Here is a 15,845-nt window from a genome sequence, read left to right as displayed (position 1 = left end):
CGCGAGCCCCAAGCGTGCGCCGTAGGATCCAACGTCAGCCGCGGACAGCGGTCACCTCTTCGTGGCTGCCTTGTCGCGGCTGGCGTCGAGCTCCGCGACCAAGCGCAGACGCAGTGCTCGCCTATCGGCGCTCTTGCAGGCGTCCGGCCATAACCACCAGTGCCGACCGTCGAGCGCCAGCCCACACACCCAGGGTGCCACGCGCAGCGGGCGACAGTGCACCTCGCGCCAGGTCCGCCCATCACCCGATATCTCCCACTGCTGCCGCCCGTGCTCATCGCGGCAGCGCAGACAGCGCCATCGTGGCTGACGGTTCCACTCCCAGACCAGCCCCGCCAACCCGGCGAGCCCCACGCCCAACGCCACGTCCGGGGCAAGAAAGCGCACGGCAAACAGCAGCAGCGCCACGACCCACCCGGCGCCGAGTGCCAGCGCCAGCCTAGAGCGCCTGACGCCGATCGCGGTCAGTGTTCTCGGCATGCTCGACGATCATCTGCACGATACGCCGCAATTCCGGGTCGCTGGGCCACTCGCGACGCATCAGCCAGACGAACAGATCCTGGTCTTCCTCGGCGATCAGCTCGCGATAGCGGGCCTGATCCTCGGCACTCAGCGCGTCGTAGCGCGCTTCGAGGAACGGCACCAGCAGAAGATCGAGCTCCCACATGCCACGACGCGAGTGCCAGTAGAGCCGCTTGCGCGCAATGTCTTCATCGTTATCGGCCACGAACGCTCCTCACTGCTGAAAATGGCCCGCCACGCCGGGGCCGCCCGACGGTGACGCGGTCTGGCGCCCCGGGCAGCGGGGTCGGGCGCCATTATAGCCGAGGCGCTGCGCACCCACTATGATCGCCACCGATACCGTCACCGGGCCACTGCCAGCAGGACAGCCACACCGGCTGGCCGCGTCGCCGCACCGGGGCTCGCGCGGGTAGCGGCCAGGCCCTGACCGCAGCGCACTTTGGGGCATTTGGTCCAACGCCCCCGGCGCCTGCTTTTTGCCGCGCGTAATGCGTTGTTTTCTCGAAACTTGCGCAGTATGCTGAAGCGACAATAATAGAGGTCGGATGCCCCTCGGGGCAGCGTCCGTCACCGCCGGGCAGACGGCTCACGGAGAGTGTCGATGACCAAGTCTGAATTGATCGAACAGATTGCTTCTCGCCGACCCGAACTATCGGCCAAGGAAGTCGAGGCGGCGGTGCGCGTCATACTCGACGATATCACCCATGCGCTGGCCGAGGGCGGACGCGTGGAGATTCGCGGCTTCGGCAGTTTTTCGCTTCACTTCCGGGAGCCGCGTACCGGCCGCAACCCCAAGACCGGCGATCCTGTCGATCTCGACGGCAAGTACGTCCCGCATTTCAAGCCGGGCAAGGAGTTGCGCGAGCAGGTCAATGCCAGCCGGGCGCTGGGCTATTGATCGATCAGTCACCGCGTCGTGACGCCGCCTACCGCCTCGACGGCGGGGGTGTCATTGCGGCTCGTCATTGGAAATCACTATGCGCTGGTTCAAAGGCGTCTTTCTCGCCATCGTTCTGATCATCGTGCTGCTGCTCGGCATCCTCTTCGCCGTCAACAACCAGCAGCCGTTACCGCTGGACCTGATCTGGGTCGAGCTGCCCCCGGCTTCGCTCTCGCTATGGCTGCTGGTGGCCCTGGCCAGCGGCGTTATCCTCGGGATGCTGGCGATGACCGGCATGTACCTGCGCCTGCGCACGCTGCTGACCCGGGCCCAGCGGCACAACCAGCAACAGCGCAAGGAACTCGATCGCCTGCGCACGCAGGAGTTCAAGGAAAGCACCTGACATGGCGAACGTTCTGCTACTGGCATTGCTGGTGGCAGCCATCGCCATTGGCTGGTGGCTGGGGCGCTGGGAGGGCAGCCGTCAACGCACGCAGCGTGCGCCGCCCGCTCACCCCCTGCCCCGCGACTACTTCGTGGGGCTCAACTATCTGCTCAACGAGCAGCCCGACCGCGCTATCGAGACCTTCACCCAGGCCCTTGAGGTCAACAGCGACACGGTCGAGACGCATATCGCACTGGGCAACCTCTACCGCTCCCGCGGCGAAGCCGACCGTGCCGTGCGCATCCATCAGAATCTACTCGCCCGCCCGGCACTGACCGCCGCCCAGAGCGGCCAGGTTCAGCTGGAGCTGTCACGCGACTTCCTCAATCTGGGCCTGCTCGACCGTGCCGAGCGGCTGCTGCTGTCGCTCAACAAGGCCAATGTCGACGACGAACAGAAACTCGCCGCCAAGCGCCTGCTGGTGGATCTGTTCCAGCGCGAGAAGGAGTGGAGCCAGGCACTCGAGATCGCCCAGCCGCAGCTGGTGCGCCAGGACCCCGACATGCGCCGCGCCGCCGCCCACTGGCTGTGCGAGCTGGCACTGCAGCACCGCCGCAACGCCAGCCCGTCGCTGGCGCGCAAGGCGTTGCGCCAAGCGCTGCACATCGACGAATCCTGCGTACGTGCCAACTGGATACTGGGTCAGCTGGAGTGGGATATCGGCCAGTACCGCAACGCGATTCGCTACTGGCAGCGCGTGCCAGAGCAGGATCCGAGCTTTACCACCCTGGTCCTGGAACCGCTGCGCGACGCCTATCGCCTGCTCGACGACGATGACGGCTGGTGGCAGTTCCTCGAGCAGCAGCTACAGCGCTCGCCACCCACCAGCGTCGTGATCATGGCCGCCGACGCACTGCATCGTCGCCAGGGTGCAGAGATCGCCTGTGCCTTCGTCAGCGATCAGCTACGCGATCACCCCAGTCTGCGCGGCGTCGACTACCTGATGGATCTCTATCTGGCCGACAGTGACCCTGGCGAGCGCGACCGCCTGGAGCTGCTCAAGCAGCACACTCACCAGTTGCTCAGCATCCGCCCACGCTACCGCTGCCATCGCTGCGGCTTCGCTGCCGAACAGCTCAACTGGCAGTGCCCCAGCTGCCATAGCTGGGGCACCAGCAAACCGATCACCGGCCTCGAAGGCGAGTGATCAGCCCGCTCCCAGCGCGCGTTCGATCTCGGCCAGCGCCGTCATCGGCTCGGCGGACTGGGTCACTGCACGACCGATCACCAGATGGGTGCTGCCTGCTGCCATGGCCGCCTCAGGCGTCATGACCCGGCGCTGATCCCCCGTCGCCGCGGTGGCCGGCCGGATACCCGGCGTGACCTTCAGAAATGTCTCGCCACAGATCGCGCGCAGCCGCTCGCTCTCACGTGCCGAGCACACCACCCCATCGAGCCCGCTCTGCTGCGTCAGCCGCGCCAGGCGTTCGACCTGGCTCATGGCGTCCCCCGCCACACCGATCTCCTGGAGTTCGTCGTCCGCCATGCTGGTGAGCACGGTAACCGCAATCAGCCGCGTCGACAGTCCGCGCTGGCGCAGCCGCTCGGCACTCGCCTCCATCATCCGGCGCCCGCCGGCGGCGTGGACGTTGACCATCCACACCCCCTGATCCGCCGCCGCCTCGACCGCACCGGCAACGGTGTTGGGGATATCATGGAACTTGAGATCCAGAAATACCTCGAAGCCGCGCCGGTGCATGGCCTCGATCGCCTGCGGCCCGACCCGAGTGAATAGCTCCTTGCCGATCTTGACCCGGCAGCGTGCCGGATCGAGCGTATCGGCGAGCGCCATCGCCGAGTTCAGGTCCGGGTAGTCCAGGGCGATGATGAGCGGCGACTGCGTGGCGGCCATGGGAGGCATCTCCGGCATTGTGAATTCGCGCCGGAGTATACCGAAGTTGTCACCGCGCTGCCGTGGCCCGGCGGTGGGGATTGGTCGCGAGTCGTAAGCCATCACGTACATCAATCGAGGGCGAATTCAACGTCAAGCGAGCGGGCGTCGCGTCGATAGCTTCATAGGCGGGGAGGCAGACTTGCCTCCCCCTCTCACGCCGGTCAGTGGGCCACGCTGACCGGCAAGCCTCGTCTTATCGACGAGATCGACACCAAGAGGAGATCGACATGAAAAAGCTGTTCGGTATCGCCCTGCTGTCGCTGTTCATGGCCGCCAGCCTGCCGGCGCTCGCCGACCCGGTGAATCTCAATCAGGCCGACGCCGAGACGCTGGCCACGCTACCGGGGATCGGTGAGGTCAAGGCCCAGGCGATCGTCGAGGATCGCAAGGCCAACGGCAAGTACGAGTCGCTCGACGACCTCACCCGCGTCAGCGGCATCGGCGAGACCACCGTCGCCAAGCTCAAGGACGACGCCACTCTCTGACCCCATCGGCAAGTCCGGTCGATCACCGCCAGGGAGCGGCGGTGCTTGTATTTCTCCGCGGTCGTCTCCATCTGAGGAAAATCGGTTTTTCCGGGAGACACCATGCCTCTGCTCTTTCTACTCGCGCTGTTTCTGCTGGCGGATGTCATCGTCCTGTTCACGCTGGGTGCCAAGCTCGGGCTGCTGCTGACCCTGCTCTGGATCGCCCTCAGCGCAGCCTTCGGCCTGCACCTGATCCGGCGCGAAAGTCTGCTCACCCTGCAACGCGCCCGCGAACGCCTGGCCCAAGGCGAACTCCCCTCGGACGACCTGCTGGCCGGTGCCACTTTCGTGCTGGCCGGCGTGCTGCTGATGGCGCCGGGCTTTCTCTCCGACCTGCTGGGCCTGGTGTGCCTGCTGCCAGGTAGCGGCCAGTTGGCGCGACGCTGGTTCCCGCGCGTCGCGGCCCCAGGCACGCACAGCGGCAGCCGTGCGCAAGGCCCCCGTGGCAGCGAGTGGGAACCCGCGGCACGCGCCTCCCACGGGGACTCATCAGCGCACGACGAGCCCGAGGTGCGCCCGCTGGAAGGCGACTATATCGGACGCGACGGCAGCGGGCGCGGTGGCGATTCGCGCTAAGCGCCACCGCGGCATGGTCTTTCCACGGACTGATCTGGACAAAAAATTTACGCTCTCCCCTTGAAAGCGTCTTGCCCGACCCAATCAAGGCAGCAGCGATAGCTTTAGGCCATCAGGCCCATTAACCGGAAGGCGCAAGCCTTCTCCCGCTGAGCAGCGCTCACCGGGAACGTGCATTTGCAACATGCAACCATCAGGAGAACGTGAGCAATGAAAATCCGTCCCTTGCACGATCGCGTCATCGTACGTCGCACAGAAGAAGAGCAGAAAACTGCTGGCGGCATCGTGCTTCCGGGCAACGCCCAGGAGAAGCCGACCCGCGGTGAAATCCTCGCCGTCGGCAACGGCCGCATCCTCGACAACGGCGAAGTTCGCGCCCTGGACGTCAAGGTCGGCGACACCGTCATCTTCAAGGAAGGCTTCGGCGTCGAGAAGCAGAAGGTCGACGGCGAAGAAGTTCTGATCATGAGCGAGAGCGACATCCTGGCCGTCGTCGAAGGCTGATCGATCGCTCGACTCGCTGATTTATCACGTTTCCACGTATCGCATTTAGGAAGATCGGACAATGGCAGCTAAACAAGTCAAGTTCTCTGATGATGCCCGCAAGCGCATGGTTCGCGGCGTCAACGTTCTCGCCGACGCCGTCAAGGCCACGCTGGGCCCGAAAGGTCGCAACGTCGTGCTCGAGAAATCCTTCGGTGCGCCGACCGTCACCAAGGACGGTGTCTCCGTCGCCAAAGAGATCGAGCTGAAGGATCGCTTCGAGAACATGGGCGCGCAGATGGTCAAGGAAGTCGCTTCCAAGACCTCCGACGCCGCCGGTGACGGCACCACCACCGCTACCGTCCTGGCCCAGTCGATCGTCAACGAAGGCCTCAAGGGCGTCGCCGCCGGCATGAACCCGATGGACCTGAAGCGCGGCATCGACAAGGCCGTCGCCGAAGCCGTCAAGCACATCCAGGCGCTCTCTGTGCCGTGCACCGACGCCAAGGCGATCGCCCAGGTCGGCACCATCTCCGCCAACGGCGATGCGCGTATCGGTGAGATCATCGCCGAAGCGATGGAGAAAGTCGGCAAGGAAGGCGTCATCACCGTCGACGAAGGTCGCGGCTTCGAAGACGAGCTGGAAGTGGTCGAAGGCATGCAGTTCGATCGCGGCTACCTCTCGCCCTACTTCGTCACCAACCAGGAAACCATGGCGGTCGAGCTCGAAGACCCCTACCTGCTGCTGGTCGACAAGAAGATCTCCAACATCCGCGAACTGCTGCCGGTGCTGGAGTCCGTCGCCAAGGCCGGCAAGCCGCTGGTGATCATCGCCGAAGACATCGAAGGCGAAGCGCTGGCCACGCTGGTGGTCAACAACATGCGCGGCATCGTCAAGGTTGCTGCAGCCAAGGCACCGGGCTTCGGCGACCGTCGCAAGGCCATGCTGCAGGACATCGCTATCCTGACCGGTGGCACCGTGATCTCCGAAGAGGTCGGTCTGAACCTCGAGCAGGCCAACCTGGACCACCTGGGCAGCGCCAAGCGCGTCACCATGTCCAAGGAGAACACCACCATCATCGACGGCGCCGGTGTCGAGTCCGACATCGAAGCTCGTGTCAGCCAGATCCGCGCACAGATCGAGGAAACTTCCTCTGACTACGACCGCGAGAAGCTGCAGGAGCGTGTCGCCAAGCTGGCTGGCGGTGTTGCCGTCATCCGCGTCGGTGCCGCCACCGAGTTCGAGATGAAAGAGAAGAAGGCCCGCGTCGAAGACGCCCTGCACTCCACTCGTGCAGCGGTCGAGGAAGGCGTCGTGCCTGGTGGCGGTACCGCCCTGGTGCGCGTGCTGACCATGGTCAACGGCCTGACCGGCGACAACGAAGACCAGACCCACGGCATCGCCATCGCGCTGCGTGCCATGGAGTCTCCGCTGCGCCAGATCGTCACCAACGCCGGTGAAGAGGCGTCGGTCATCATCAACCGCGTCAAGGACGGCGAAGGCAACTTCGGCTACAACGCGCAGACCGGCGAGTACGGCGACCTGTTCGAGATGGGCGTGCTCGACCCGGCCAAGGTGACCCGCACCGCGCTGCAGTCCGCCGCTTCCGTGGGTGGTCTGATGATCACCACCGAAGCGATGATCGCCGAGGATCCGGAAGAGAAAGCCGCCGGTGGCGGCGCGCCGGACATGGGCGGCATGGGTGGCATGGGTGGCATGATGTAAGCCTTCCCCGCCATCGCCTGAGACTTTCAGGTATCATGGAAAGCCCCGCCACTGGCGGGGCTTTTTTTGGTTCAGGGTCTTGGTTTCAGCGCGCGTTCCGCGATGCTGCCGCTCCCGCCGTCTCGTTTCAGGAGCCTTCTCGCATGCTCGAGCGTATTCGTATCGTCCTCGTCCAGACCTATCACCCCGGCAATATCGGCGCCAGCGCGCGGGCGATGAAGACCATGGGTCTGAGCGATCTGGTGCTGGTCGCGCCGCGCCAGTTTCCCGACCCCGAGGCGACCCGCCTGGCGGCCGGCGCGCTCGACCTGGTCGAGGGCTGCCGAGTGGTCGGCTCGCTGGACGAAGCGGTGGCCGACTGCGTGCAGGTGATCGGCGCCAGCGCGCGCCTGCGCAGTCTGCCGCTGCCCTGCTACCACGCCCCGGATGTCATGCTCGAGGCGGCCTGGCAGCGCCTTCCCGACGGCCCGGTGGCCGTGGTCTTCGGACGCGAGCGCTCCGGACTAACCAACGATGAGATCGGCCACTGCACGCATCAGCTCAACATCCCCGCCAACCCCGACTACGGCGTACTCAATCTCTCCCAGGCGGTCCAGATCGTCGCCTACGAGGCGTTCCGCCAGGCCAACCGTACTGCCGTCGCCGAGACGCCATCATCGCGAGAAACGATCTACCCGACGCTGGCGCAGCTCGAGCACTTCCACGCGCACCTGCATCGGGCGCTCGACAGCGCCGGCTTCCTCAATCAGCCCCACGCCAAGACCGAAGCACACCTGCGCGCCCTGTTCGCCCGCGCCGAGCCCAGCCGCAAGGAGCTCTCGATCCTGCGTGGGGTGCTCAATGCGCTCGAACGCCACGAATGACGACATCTTTTGACAGGAAGACCGAAGCCATAGAGAATGGTAATCACTCTCATCAATAGAGTGATGGCGACCGATGTCTTCAGAGCGCTCCCGACTCCACTATACCTGCGTCTTTCTGCTGGTCTCCTTTCAAGCCGTGCGTCACTCGCTGCCCACCGCCACCCCCTCGGCACCGCCCTGCTGGCTCGACGCCGAGATGCTGAAGATGCTGCTGCGCGAGCTCAAGCGCTGTCGCGAAGAGGCCTCGCCGTTCCCGCCGGTGCATGCCTCGCTGGACGTCGCCACCTACCACTGCGGCCTGCTGATGGCGCAGTGTCCGGCCGCGCTGGATCCCTCACTCTGCAGCTATCACCTGGATGCCATCATCCAGCCGCTCAGGCAGGCCATCGCCGAGCTCTCCGGCCACCAGGCCACGAGCGGGCACGCGACGCAGAGTGGACGAGGCTGGCGCGGCTGGCTCAAGCGTTGAGCGCTCATGGCCCCACCCTGTGAACATGGGCGCCGGGGGAGAGCAAAGCGAGGGTCCTTTGCCATGGATGGCAAAGGCAGCGCCCAGGGAGGGGGTCACAGCGCCCTCGTGACACCCTGCCGCCGGAGGTCTACCGGTTGAGCGAGACGCCCCTCGCCGAACACGGAGAGGCGCTGTCACCGCCCCGTCGATTGCCGAATGACAGACATAAAAAAACAGCGCCCGAAGGCGCTGTTTTTCATGGGGAGACCGAATCCGAAGGATCAGTCCTGACCCATCTGTTGCTTGATCAGATCACCGATGGTGGTCGGACCGTTGGTCTCGACATCCTGATCGCGCAGCTTGGTCATGTTGCGACGCGTGTCGACCTGATCCTTGGCCTTGATCGACAGGTTGATGGCGCGGCTCTTGCGATCGACGTTGACGATCTTGGCTTCGACGCTATCACCTTCGTTCAGCACGTTGCGCGCATCTTCGACGCGGTCGGCGCTGATCTCGGAGGCCTTGAGGATACCGATGACATCGGTGGCCAGTTCGACGTGAGCTTCCTTGGCATCGACTTCGATGATGCGGCCGGTGACCACGGAGCCCTTGTCGTTGACAGCCAGGAACTCGGAGACCGGATCGGTTTCGAGCTGCTTGATGCCCAGCGAGATGCGCTCACGCTCCGGATCGATCGAGAGGATGACGGCTTCCGCTTCGTCGCCCTTCTTGAACTGACGTACTGCTTCTTCGCCAGCTTCGCTCCAGGAGATGTCGGAGAGATGCACCAGACCATCGATGCCGCCTTCCAGACCGATGAAGATACCGAAGTCGGTGATCGACTTGATGGTACCGGCAACGCGGTCGCCCTTGTTGTAGCGTGCGTTGAAGTCTTCCCACGGGTTGGTAGTGCACTGCTTGATACCCAGGGAGATACGACGACGCTCTTCGTCGATGTCGAGAACCATGACTTCGACTTCGTCGCCGACCTGAACCACCTTGGACGGATGGATGTTCTTGTTGGTCCAGTCCATTTCAGAGACGTGAACCAGACCTTCGACACCCTCTTCCAGCTCGGCGAAGCAGCCGTAGTCGGTCAGGTTGGTGACGCGAGCGTTGACCTTGGTGCCTTCCGGGTAGCGGTCGACGATGTTGACCCAGGGGTCTTCGCCCAGCTGCTTCAGGCCCAGCGACACGCGGTTGCGCTCGCGGTCGAACTTGAGCACCTTGACATTGATCTCGTCGCCGACGGCCACGATCTCGCTCGGGTGCTTGATACGCTTCCACGCCATGTCGGTGATGTGAAGCAGACCGTCGACGCCACCGAGGTCGACGAAGGCGCCGTAGTCGGTGAGGTTCTTGACGATACCGTTGATCTGCTGGCCTTCCTGCAGGGTGGCGAGCAGTGCTTCACGCTCGGCGCTGTTCTCGGCTTCGAGCACGGCACGGCGGGAGACGACGACGTTGTTGCGCTTCGGATCGAGCTTGATGACCTTGAAGTCCAGCTCTTTGTGCTCCAGGTGCGCGGTGTCGCGAACCGGACGCACGTCGACCAGCGAACCCGGCAGGAACGCACGGATCGAGGAGACGTCGACGGTAAAGCCGCCCTTGACCTTGCCGTTGATCACGCCCTTGACGATTTCGTCTTTCTCGAAGGCCGCTTCCAGTTCTTTCCACGCTTCGGCGCGCTTGGCCTTCTCGCGCGACAGACGGGTTTCACCGAAACCGTCTTCAACGGCTTCCAGTGCGACCTTGACTTCGTCACCGACCGCGATGGTCATCTCACCGTTGTCGTCGCGGAACTGAGCCGCGGGGATCTGACCCTCGGACTTCAGACCGGCGTTGACGGTGATCCAGTCGCCTTCGATGTCGACCACGGTTGCCATGACAATGGCACCGGGCTCCATGTTGATGTCCTGGAGAGATTGTTCGAACAGTTCAGCAAAGCTTTCGCTCATGTGATTCCTACGTGATCAACGTTGATGGCGGGCGGGCCGCCTTCCTCCGTACCACCAGCGAGTACGGGCCTTATCGACATATCCCTGGGGATGTTGGCGCTGGTTCGACCTGCCGCGACTTGACTGTCGATGTCGCTGCACGTCTTCACATCTTGCCAGGGGCCCCGGGAGCGGAAGTGTGTCGTCATTCCACCGGCTGGCGCACGACCCGAGAAGCTCTCAGGTCAGGCCGCGCTCGGCCAGCAGCGTTTCGATACGCTCCACGACTTCCGGTATATCCAGCTGCGTGGTGTCCAGCTCGACGGCATCTTCTGCCGGCTTGAGCGGGGCTACCGCACGCTGCATATCGCGCGCATCGCGCGCTTGGATTTCTTCCAAAAGGGTCGCGAGTCTAGCATCTTCACCAGCCTCGCGCAATTGGCGCAGGCGACGCTGGGCACGCTCCTCGGCCGAGGCGGTGAGATAGATCTTCAGCGGCGCGTCGATGAACACCACGGTGCCCATGTCGCGACCATCCGCGACCAGCCCGGGCGCCTGGCGAAAGTCGCGCTGACGCTGCAGCAGCGCTTCGCGCACCGGCGGCAGTGCGGCTACCTGGGAAGCGGCGTTGCCCACTTCTTCGCGGCGGATCGCGCGGGTCACGTCGTCGCCCTCGAGCAGGATACGCGCCGCGCCATCCTCCACCGCGAACACCACGTCCAGCCGCTGGGCCTGGCGGGTCAGCCGCTCGAGGTCATCCAGCGCGACCTCCTTGCGCAGCGCCGCCAGCGCGGTGAGCCGGTAGAGCGCACCGGAATCGAGCAGGTGCCAGCCCAGGCGTTCGGCGATCATGCGGCTGATGGTGCCCTTGCCGGCGCCGCCGGGGCCATCGATGGTGAGTACGGGAGCGTCCAGACTCATGCCTCCACCTCCGCAAGGGTGAGCCCCACCCGCTCGGCCAGGGTCACGAAGCCGGGGAAAGAGGTCGCCACGTTGGCACAGTCGTCGATCTCGATCGGCGCACTGGCACGCAGCGCGGCCACGGTAAAGGCCATGGCGATACGGTGATCACCGAGGCTGTCGACCCGGCCGCCACCATAGTTGGCGCTCTCGCCGCCCTTGCCGACGATATCGATGCCATCCTCGAACACCGTGGCGTCGACCCCCAGGATCGCCAGGCCATCCGCCATCGCCTGAATGCGGTCGGACTCCTTGACCCGCAGCTCTTCGGCACCGCGCAGCCGGGTGGTGCCCTCGGCGTTGGCCGCGGCGACGAACAGCGCCGGGAATTCGTCGATCGCCAGCGGCACCTGGTCGACCGGAATGTCGACCCCCTTGAGCGGCGCGTAACGAATATGCAGGTCGGCCACCGGCTCGCCGCCCACCTCGCGCGGATTCTCCAGCCGCAGGTCGGCGCCCATCAGCTTGAGAATGTTGATCACACCGATGCGCGTCGGGTTGACGCCGACATGCTCGAGCACCAGATCGGCACCCGGCGTGATCGCCGCCGCGACCAGAAAGAAGGTCGCCGAAGAGATGTCCGACGGCACGTCGATCGGCGCGCTGGTGAGCTTGCCGCCGCCACTCAGGCGTGCCACGTCTCCCTCGCGAGTCACCGCGTAGCCGAAGCCGTTGAGCATGCGCTCGGTATGGTCCCGGGTCGGCGCCGGCTCGCGCACGCGGGTCTCGCCCTCGGCGTAGAGCCCCGCCAACAGCAGGCAGGACTTGACCTGGGCGCTGGCCATCGGCATGTCGTAGTCGATGCCCTTGAGCGGCTGCCCGCCATGGATCCTGAGCGGCGGACGCCCGCCCTCGGCGGTATCGATGCACGCGCCCATCAGACGCAGCGGATCGGCAACCCGCGCCATGGGACGCTTGGTCAGCGAAGCGTCGCCGGTGAGTTCGGTGTCGAAGGCCTGCCCGGCGAGCAGCCCGGCGAACAGCCGCATGGCGGTACCGGAGTTGCCCACGTAGAGCGGGCCGGCGGGCGGCTTGAGACCGTGCAGACCGACACCATGGATGGTCACACGGCCCTGGTGCGGCCCTTCGATCGCCACGCCCATGTCGCGGAACGCCTGCAACGTGGCCAGGCTATCCTCGCCCTCGAGGAAACCCTTGACCTCGGTCACCCCGTCGGCCAGAGCGCCGAGCATGATCGAGCGGTGGGAGATGGACTTGTCCCCGGGTACGCGGATACGGCCGCTGACCGACCCGCCGGGCGAGACCCGATACTGCACCTGTCGTGATTCCATGGCTTGATAACTCGTCTGATTCAACAGCGTTTCGAAATAGTGTCGGGCGTGACTGGCACGGTCGAAGGTGCCCAGCATGGCATCGCTGTCGCCCTGCTCGACCGCGCGACGCAGTCGCGCCAACCCGCTCTCGAAGTCGTCCAGCGCGCCGAGCAGCGCGTCGCGGTTGGCGGTGAAGATGTCGCGCCACATCACCGGATCGCTGCCGGCGATGCGGGTAAAGTCGCGAAAGCCGCCGGCGGCGTAGCGGAAGATCTCCAGCCGCTCGTCCTGGCGCGCCAGGGTATCGACCAGCGAAAAGGCGAGCAGATGCGGCAAGTGACTGGTGCGCGCCAGCACCTGGTCGTGGCGCGCCACCGGCATCTCCAGCACCTGGGCCCCGCACAGCTCCCATAGGCCGCGCACCGCCTGCACCGCCGCCGGATCGGTCTCCGCTTCCGGGGTCAGGATCACCTTGTGATGACGATAGAGCGTCGGATTGGCCGCAGCGACCCCGCTCTTCTCCGAGCCGGCGATCGGGTGACCGGGAACGAAGCGCGCGGGCAGCGTGCCGAAGACCCGCCGCGCGGCGTCGCACACCGCGCGCTTGGTGCTGCCGACATCGGTGACGATGCGCGACCCCAGCGCTGGGGCCAGCGCTTCGAACACCGCCGGCATCGCCAGTACCGGCACCGCCAGCACCACGATGTCGGCGCGCGCCACCAGCGGTGCCAGCATGCTGCCACCATCGTCGATCACGCCCATGGCCAGCCCGGTGGCGATCTCGTCACCATTACGGTCGCAGCCCAGCAGCGTGCCACGGTAATCTGCCGCCTTGAGCGCGGCGGCCAGCGAGCCGCCGATCATGCCCAGCCCGACGATGAGCAGCGTGGGCGCGGTCTCTCCCGACATCCTAGAGCACACCCACCGGGTAGGAGCCGAGCACTTTCATATCGGAGGCGTGCTGCTTCACCGACTCCAGCACGCCGGCGACAGCCGGGTCGTCGACATGCCCCTTGAAGTCGATGAAGAAGACATAAGTCCAGACGCCATTACGCGACGGCCGCGTCTCCAGCCGGGTGAGATCGATGGCGTGGCGATGGAAGGGTTCTAGCAGACCGTGCAGCACCCCGGGCTGGTTGCGCATGGCGACCACGATCGAGGTCTTGTCCTGGCCCGAGGGCGGCACCGACTCGTTGCCGATGATCAGAAAGCGCGTGGAGTTGTCCGGGCGATCCTCGATCTTCTCGGCGACATGGTCGAGACCGTAGAGCTGGGCGGCCATGTCACCGGCGATCGCCGCGCTGTGCCACTCGGTCTTGACCAGCCTTGCAGCCTCGGCGTTGGACGAGACCGCCACCCGCTCGGCGTGGGGATAGTGCGCATCGAGCCACTTGCGACACTGGGCGAACGACTGCGGATGCGAGTAGATCCGCGAAATCTTGTCCTGGCGCGTGATATTGGAGACCAGCAGATGGTGGTGAATACGCAGCACCACCTCGCCGCTGATGTGCAGGCCGGAGTCCATGAACGAGTCGAGCGTGTTGTTGACCACGCCCTCGGTGGAGTTCTCCACCGGCACTACCCCATAGTTGACCGCACCCGCCTCGACCTCGCGAAATACCTCGTCGATCGCCGCCATCGGCAGGCTGATCGCACTGTGGCCGAAGTGCTTGAGCGCCGCCTGCTGGGTGAAGGTACCCTCCGGCCCCAGATAGGCGACCTTGATCGGCTTTTCCAGCGCCAGACAGGCAGACATGATCTCGCGGAACAGCCGTGCCATCTCTTCGCCGTTGAGCGGCCCGGGGTTGCGCTCCATCACCCGGCGCAGCACCTGGGCCTCGCGCTCGGGGCGGTAGAACACGGCATCGGGGTCGTCGGCGGTCTTGACCTGGGCGACCTGGGCGGCGCATTCGGCGCGCTCGCTGATCAGGCGCAACAGCTCGCTGTCGATGCTGTCGATACGCTGGCGCAGGGAAGCGAGGTCCAGCGGCTTGTCGGTGTTGTCAGTCATGGGCATGTCCTGGCTGCATGCGGCCGCCACTCAGCCGCGGCGACGTTCGAAATCGGCCATGAAGGTGATCAGCGCCTGCACGTCGGCCTCGCTGACGGCATTGTAAAGGCTCGCGCGCATGCCGCCGACGCTGCGATGCCCCTTGAGATTGAGCAACCCCTCGGCTTCGGCATCCGCGAGGAAGTCGCCGTTGAGCGACGCGTCCGCCAGCGTGAACGGCACGTTCATCAGCGAGCGGTTGGCCGGCGCGATCGGGTTGGCGTAGAAGTCGCTGGCGTCGATCGCCGCGTAGAGCGCCTCGCTCTTGCGCCGGTTGATCGCTTCCATCTCGGCGACGCCGCCGATGTCGTTCTTGAGCCACTCGAACACCAGGCCGGCGAGATACCAGGCGTAGGTCGGCGGCGTGTTGATCATCGAATCGTTGTCGGCGTAGACCTTCCAGCCGAGCAGCGAGGGCGCCGAGGGCTGCGCCCGTTCGAGCAGATCCTCGCGCACGATGACCACGGTAATGCCGGCGGGGCCGATGTTCTTCTGCGCGCCGGCGTAGATCACCCCGAAGCGGCTCACGTCCAGCGGCGTGGAGAGGATCGACGACGACATGTCGCACACCAGCGGCACGTCGGCCTCGAGTTCGGGGATGTAATCGAAGGCTAGCCCGCCGATGGTCTCGTTGTGACAGTAGTGCAGGTAGGCCGCATCCGCGGAGAGCGCGATGTCGCCCTGGCGCGGCACCTGCACGTAGCCGCTCTCGCAGCTCGAAGCGGCAATGTGCGAGGCGGCCAGATGATCCGCCTCCTTGATCGCCTTGCTCGACCAGATGCCGGTATCGAGATAGTTGGGTGTCCCACCCTGCCCGAGCAGGTTGAGCGGCACGCAGGCGAACTGCATCGTGGCGCCGCCCTGCATGAACAGCACCCGGTAGTTGTCGGGGATCGCGAGCAGATCACGCAGATCGCGCTCGGCCTTGGCCGCGATTGCCTCGAAGGTCGGGCTGCGGTGACTCATCTCCATCACCGACAGACCCTGCCCCTGGTAGTCGAGCATCTCGGCGCGGGCGCGCTCCAGCACCGCCGTCGGCATGGCCGCCGGACCGGCACAGAAATTGTGCAGACGTGTCATTCTCGGAATTCCCCGTGGGCTCTTTCACTCGACCCGGGCGTTTGCGTTCGACCGGGCTTGTTCATCCAGACGTATCTTCAGGGGGTCACCACCCCCTGCATCCAATCCCATGGCACCGCCCCTGCCCGGCTCACGCATCGAGCCAGGTCGGCAATGCGCCCCCGACCCAAGGCGGGC

General features: G+C 65.3%; 17 protein-coding genes. 9 read left to right on the top strand and 8 right to left on the bottom strand.

What is annotated here, in order from left to right; all coding sequences use genetic code 11:
* Positions 1-51 precede the first annotated feature (51 nt).
* Together ABV408_RS07775 and ABV408_RS07770 are read right to left on the bottom strand one after the other, a co-directional pair.
* Complete coding sequence (locus ABV408_RS07775) at positions 52-480, bottom strand: hypothetical protein (protein WP_353981855.1); 429 nt, start codon at positions 478-480, stop codon at positions 52-54.
* Complete coding sequence (locus tag ABV408_RS07770; protein ID WP_051895987.1) at positions 440-667, bottom strand: succinate dehydrogenase assembly factor 2; 228 nt, start codon at positions 665-667, stop codon at positions 440-442. The genes ABV408_RS07775 and ABV408_RS07770 overlap by 41 nt, the downstream gene beginning before the upstream one ends.
* 456 nt (positions 668-1,123) lie before the next feature.
* Between ABV408_RS07770 and ABV408_RS07765 the strand changes: the two genes are divergently transcribed.
* The 3 genes from ABV408_RS07765 (at position 1,124) to lapB (ending at position 2,994) form a co-directional block, all read left to right on the top strand.
* Entirely contained in the window at positions 1,124-1,420 is a 297-nt protein-coding gene (locus ABV408_RS07765) for an integration host factor subunit beta (RefSeq protein WP_035473690.1), read from the top strand.
* A gap of 79 nt (positions 1,421-1,499) precedes the next feature.
* Entirely contained in the window at positions 1,500-1,805 is a 306-nt protein-coding gene (locus ABV408_RS07760) for a lipopolysaccharide assembly protein LapA domain-containing protein (protein ID WP_035473692.1), read from the top strand.
* Position 1,806: 1 nt separating this feature from the next.
* A complete protein-coding gene (gene lapB, locus ABV408_RS07755) occupies positions 1,807-2,994 on the top strand; it encodes a lipopolysaccharide assembly protein LapB (protein ID WP_353981854.1) in 1,188 nt (395 codons plus the stop codon).
* On the opposite strand, the gene pyrF is transcribed toward lapB, so the two are convergent.
* Positions 2,995-3,699, bottom strand: coding sequence for an orotidine-5'-phosphate decarboxylase (gene pyrF, locus ABV408_RS07750; RefSeq protein WP_353981853.1), 705 nt, complete (start codon positions 3,697-3,699; stop codon positions 2,995-2,997).
* A gap of 269 nt (positions 3,700-3,968) precedes the next feature.
* On the opposite strand from pyrF, the gene ABV408_RS07745 reads away from it, so the two are divergent.
* The 6 genes from ABV408_RS07745 to ABV408_RS07720 all read left to right on the top strand — a co-directional run bounded on the left by ABV408_RS07745 (position 3,969) and on the right by ABV408_RS07720 (position 8,385).
* Positions 3,969-4,226, top strand: coding sequence for a ComEA family DNA-binding protein (locus tag ABV408_RS07745; protein ID WP_353981852.1), 258 nt, complete (start codon positions 3,969-3,971; stop codon positions 4,224-4,226).
* 102 nt (positions 4,227-4,328) lie between these two features.
* Positions 4,329-4,844, top strand: a complete 516-nt coding sequence (locus ABV408_RS07740; RefSeq protein WP_353981851.1) for an FxsA family protein — start codon at positions 4,329-4,331, stop codon at positions 4,842-4,844.
* Positions 4,845-5,054: 210 nt separating this feature from the next.
* Positions 5,055-5,348, top strand: a complete 294-nt coding sequence (locus ABV408_RS07735; protein ID WP_035473701.1) for a co-chaperone GroES — start codon at positions 5,055-5,057, stop codon at positions 5,346-5,348.
* Between the two features lie 61 nt (positions 5,349-5,409).
* On the top strand, positions 5,410-7,053 hold the full coding sequence (gene groL, locus ABV408_RS07730; RefSeq protein ID WP_353981850.1) for a chaperonin GroEL: 1,644 nt from the start codon (positions 5,410-5,412) through the stop codon (positions 7,051-7,053).
* A gap of 143 nt (positions 7,054-7,196) precedes the next feature.
* Positions 7,197-7,916: an RNA methyltransferase gene (locus tag ABV408_RS07725; RefSeq protein ID WP_353981849.1), complete on the top strand. Its 720-nt coding sequence runs from the start codon at positions 7,197-7,199 to the stop codon at positions 7,914-7,916.
* Positions 7,917-7,989: 73 nt separating this feature from the next.
* Positions 7,990-8,385, top strand: a complete 396-nt coding sequence (locus tag ABV408_RS07720; RefSeq protein WP_353981848.1) for a hypothetical protein — start codon at positions 7,990-7,992, stop codon at positions 8,383-8,385.
* A gap of 263 nt (positions 8,386-8,648) precedes the next feature.
* On the opposite strand, the gene rpsA is transcribed toward ABV408_RS07720, so the two are convergent.
* From rpsA to serC, 5 genes are all read right to left on the bottom strand, one after another.
* Positions 8,649-10,325, bottom strand: a complete 1,677-nt coding sequence (gene rpsA / locus ABV408_RS07715) for a 30S ribosomal protein S1 (protein WP_110676223.1) — start codon at positions 10,323-10,325, stop codon at positions 8,649-8,651.
* Positions 10,326-10,544: 219 nt separating this feature from the next.
* Positions 10,545-11,225 carry a (d)CMP kinase gene (gene cmk / locus ABV408_RS07710; protein WP_353981847.1) on the bottom strand — a complete coding sequence of 227 codons (681 nt, stop codon included), beginning with the start codon at positions 11,223-11,225 and terminating at the stop codon, positions 10,545-10,547.
* Complete coding sequence (locus ABV408_RS07705) at positions 11,222-13,447, bottom strand: bifunctional prephenate dehydrogenase/3-phosphoshikimate 1-carboxyvinyltransferase (protein ID WP_353981846.1); 2,226 nt, start codon at positions 13,445-13,447, stop codon at positions 11,222-11,224. The genes cmk and ABV408_RS07705 overlap by 4 nt, the downstream gene beginning before the upstream one ends.
* Position 13,448: 1 nt before the next feature.
* Positions 13,449-14,549 (bottom strand): prephenate dehydratase, encoded by a 1,101-nt coding sequence (gene pheA / locus ABV408_RS07700; protein ID WP_035473721.1) that lies wholly within the window; start codon positions 14,547-14,549, stop codon positions 13,449-13,451.
* Between the two features lie 30 nt (positions 14,550-14,579).
* The gene (gene serC, locus ABV408_RS07695) at positions 14,580-15,668 is read right to left on the bottom strand and encodes a 3-phosphoserine/phosphohydroxythreonine transaminase (protein ID WP_353981845.1); all 1,089 of its coding nucleotides are present in this window, start codon (positions 15,666-15,668) and stop codon (positions 14,580-14,582) included.
* Between the last annotated feature and the right edge of the window lie 177 nt (positions 15,669-15,845).

The sequence above is a fragment of the Salinicola endophyticus genome (genome assembly GCF_040536835.1).
GTDB classification, from domain to species: Bacteria; Pseudomonadota; Gammaproteobacteria; order Pseudomonadales; family Halomonadaceae; genus Salinicola; species Salinicola endophyticus_A.
Note: the sequence above shows the minus strand (reverse complement) of the source record. Positions and strands in the feature narration are given on the sequence as shown.

Coding starts and splice junctions, on each gene's coding strand:
- ABV408_RS07765 (WP_035473690.1), top strand. CDS start 1,124: ATGACCAAGTCTGAATTGATCGAACAGATTGCTTCTCGCCGACCCGAA.
- ABV408_RS07725 (WP_353981849.1), top strand. CDS start 7,197: ATGCTCGAGCGTATTCGTATCGTCCTCGTCCAGACCTATCACCCCGGC.
- ABV408_RS07775 (WP_353981855.1), bottom strand. CDS start 480: ATGCCGAGAACACTGACCGCGATCGGCGTCAGGCGCTCTAGGCTGGCG.
- cmk (WP_353981847.1), bottom strand. CDS start 11,225: ATGAGTCTGGACGCTCCCGTACTCACCATCGATGGCCCCGGCGGCGCC.
- ABV408_RS07740 (WP_353981851.1), top strand. CDS start 4,329: ATGCCTCTGCTCTTTCTACTCGCGCTGTTTCTGCTGGCGGATGTCATC.
- groL (WP_353981850.1), top strand. CDS start 5,410: ATGGCAGCTAAACAAGTCAAGTTCTCTGATGATGCCCGCAAGCGCATG.
- ABV408_RS07760 (WP_035473692.1), top strand. CDS start 1,500: ATGCGCTGGTTCAAAGGCGTCTTTCTCGCCATCGTTCTGATCATCGTG.
- serC (WP_353981845.1), bottom strand. CDS start 15,668: ATGACACGTCTGCACAATTTCTGTGCCGGTCCGGCGGCCATGCCGACG.
- pyrF (WP_353981853.1), bottom strand. CDS start 3,699: ATGGCCGCCACGCAGTCGCCGCTCATCATCGCCCTGGACTACCCGGAC.
- pheA (WP_035473721.1), bottom strand. CDS start 14,549: ATGACTGACAACACCGACAAGCCGCTGGACCTCGCTTCCCTGCGCCAG.
- lapB (WP_353981854.1), top strand. CDS start 1,807: ATGGCGAACGTTCTGCTACTGGCATTGCTGGTGGCAGCCATCGCCATT.
- ABV408_RS07745 (WP_353981852.1), top strand. CDS start 3,969: ATGAAAAAGCTGTTCGGTATCGCCCTGCTGTCGCTGTTCATGGCCGCC.
- ABV408_RS07735 (WP_035473701.1), top strand. CDS start 5,055: ATGAAAATCCGTCCCTTGCACGATCGCGTCATCGTACGTCGCACAGAA.
- ABV408_RS07720 (WP_353981848.1), top strand. CDS start 7,990: ATGTCTTCAGAGCGCTCCCGACTCCACTATACCTGCGTCTTTCTGCTG.
- rpsA (WP_110676223.1), bottom strand. CDS start 10,325: ATGAGCGAAAGCTTTGCTGAACTGTTCGAACAATCTCTCCAGGACATC.
- ABV408_RS07705 (WP_353981846.1), bottom strand. CDS start 13,447: ATGTCGGGAGAGACCGCGCCCACGCTGCTCATCGTCGGGCTGGGCATG.
- ABV408_RS07770 (WP_051895987.1), bottom strand. CDS start 667: ATGTGGGAGCTCGATCTTCTGCTGGTGCCGTTCCTCGAAGCGCGCTAC.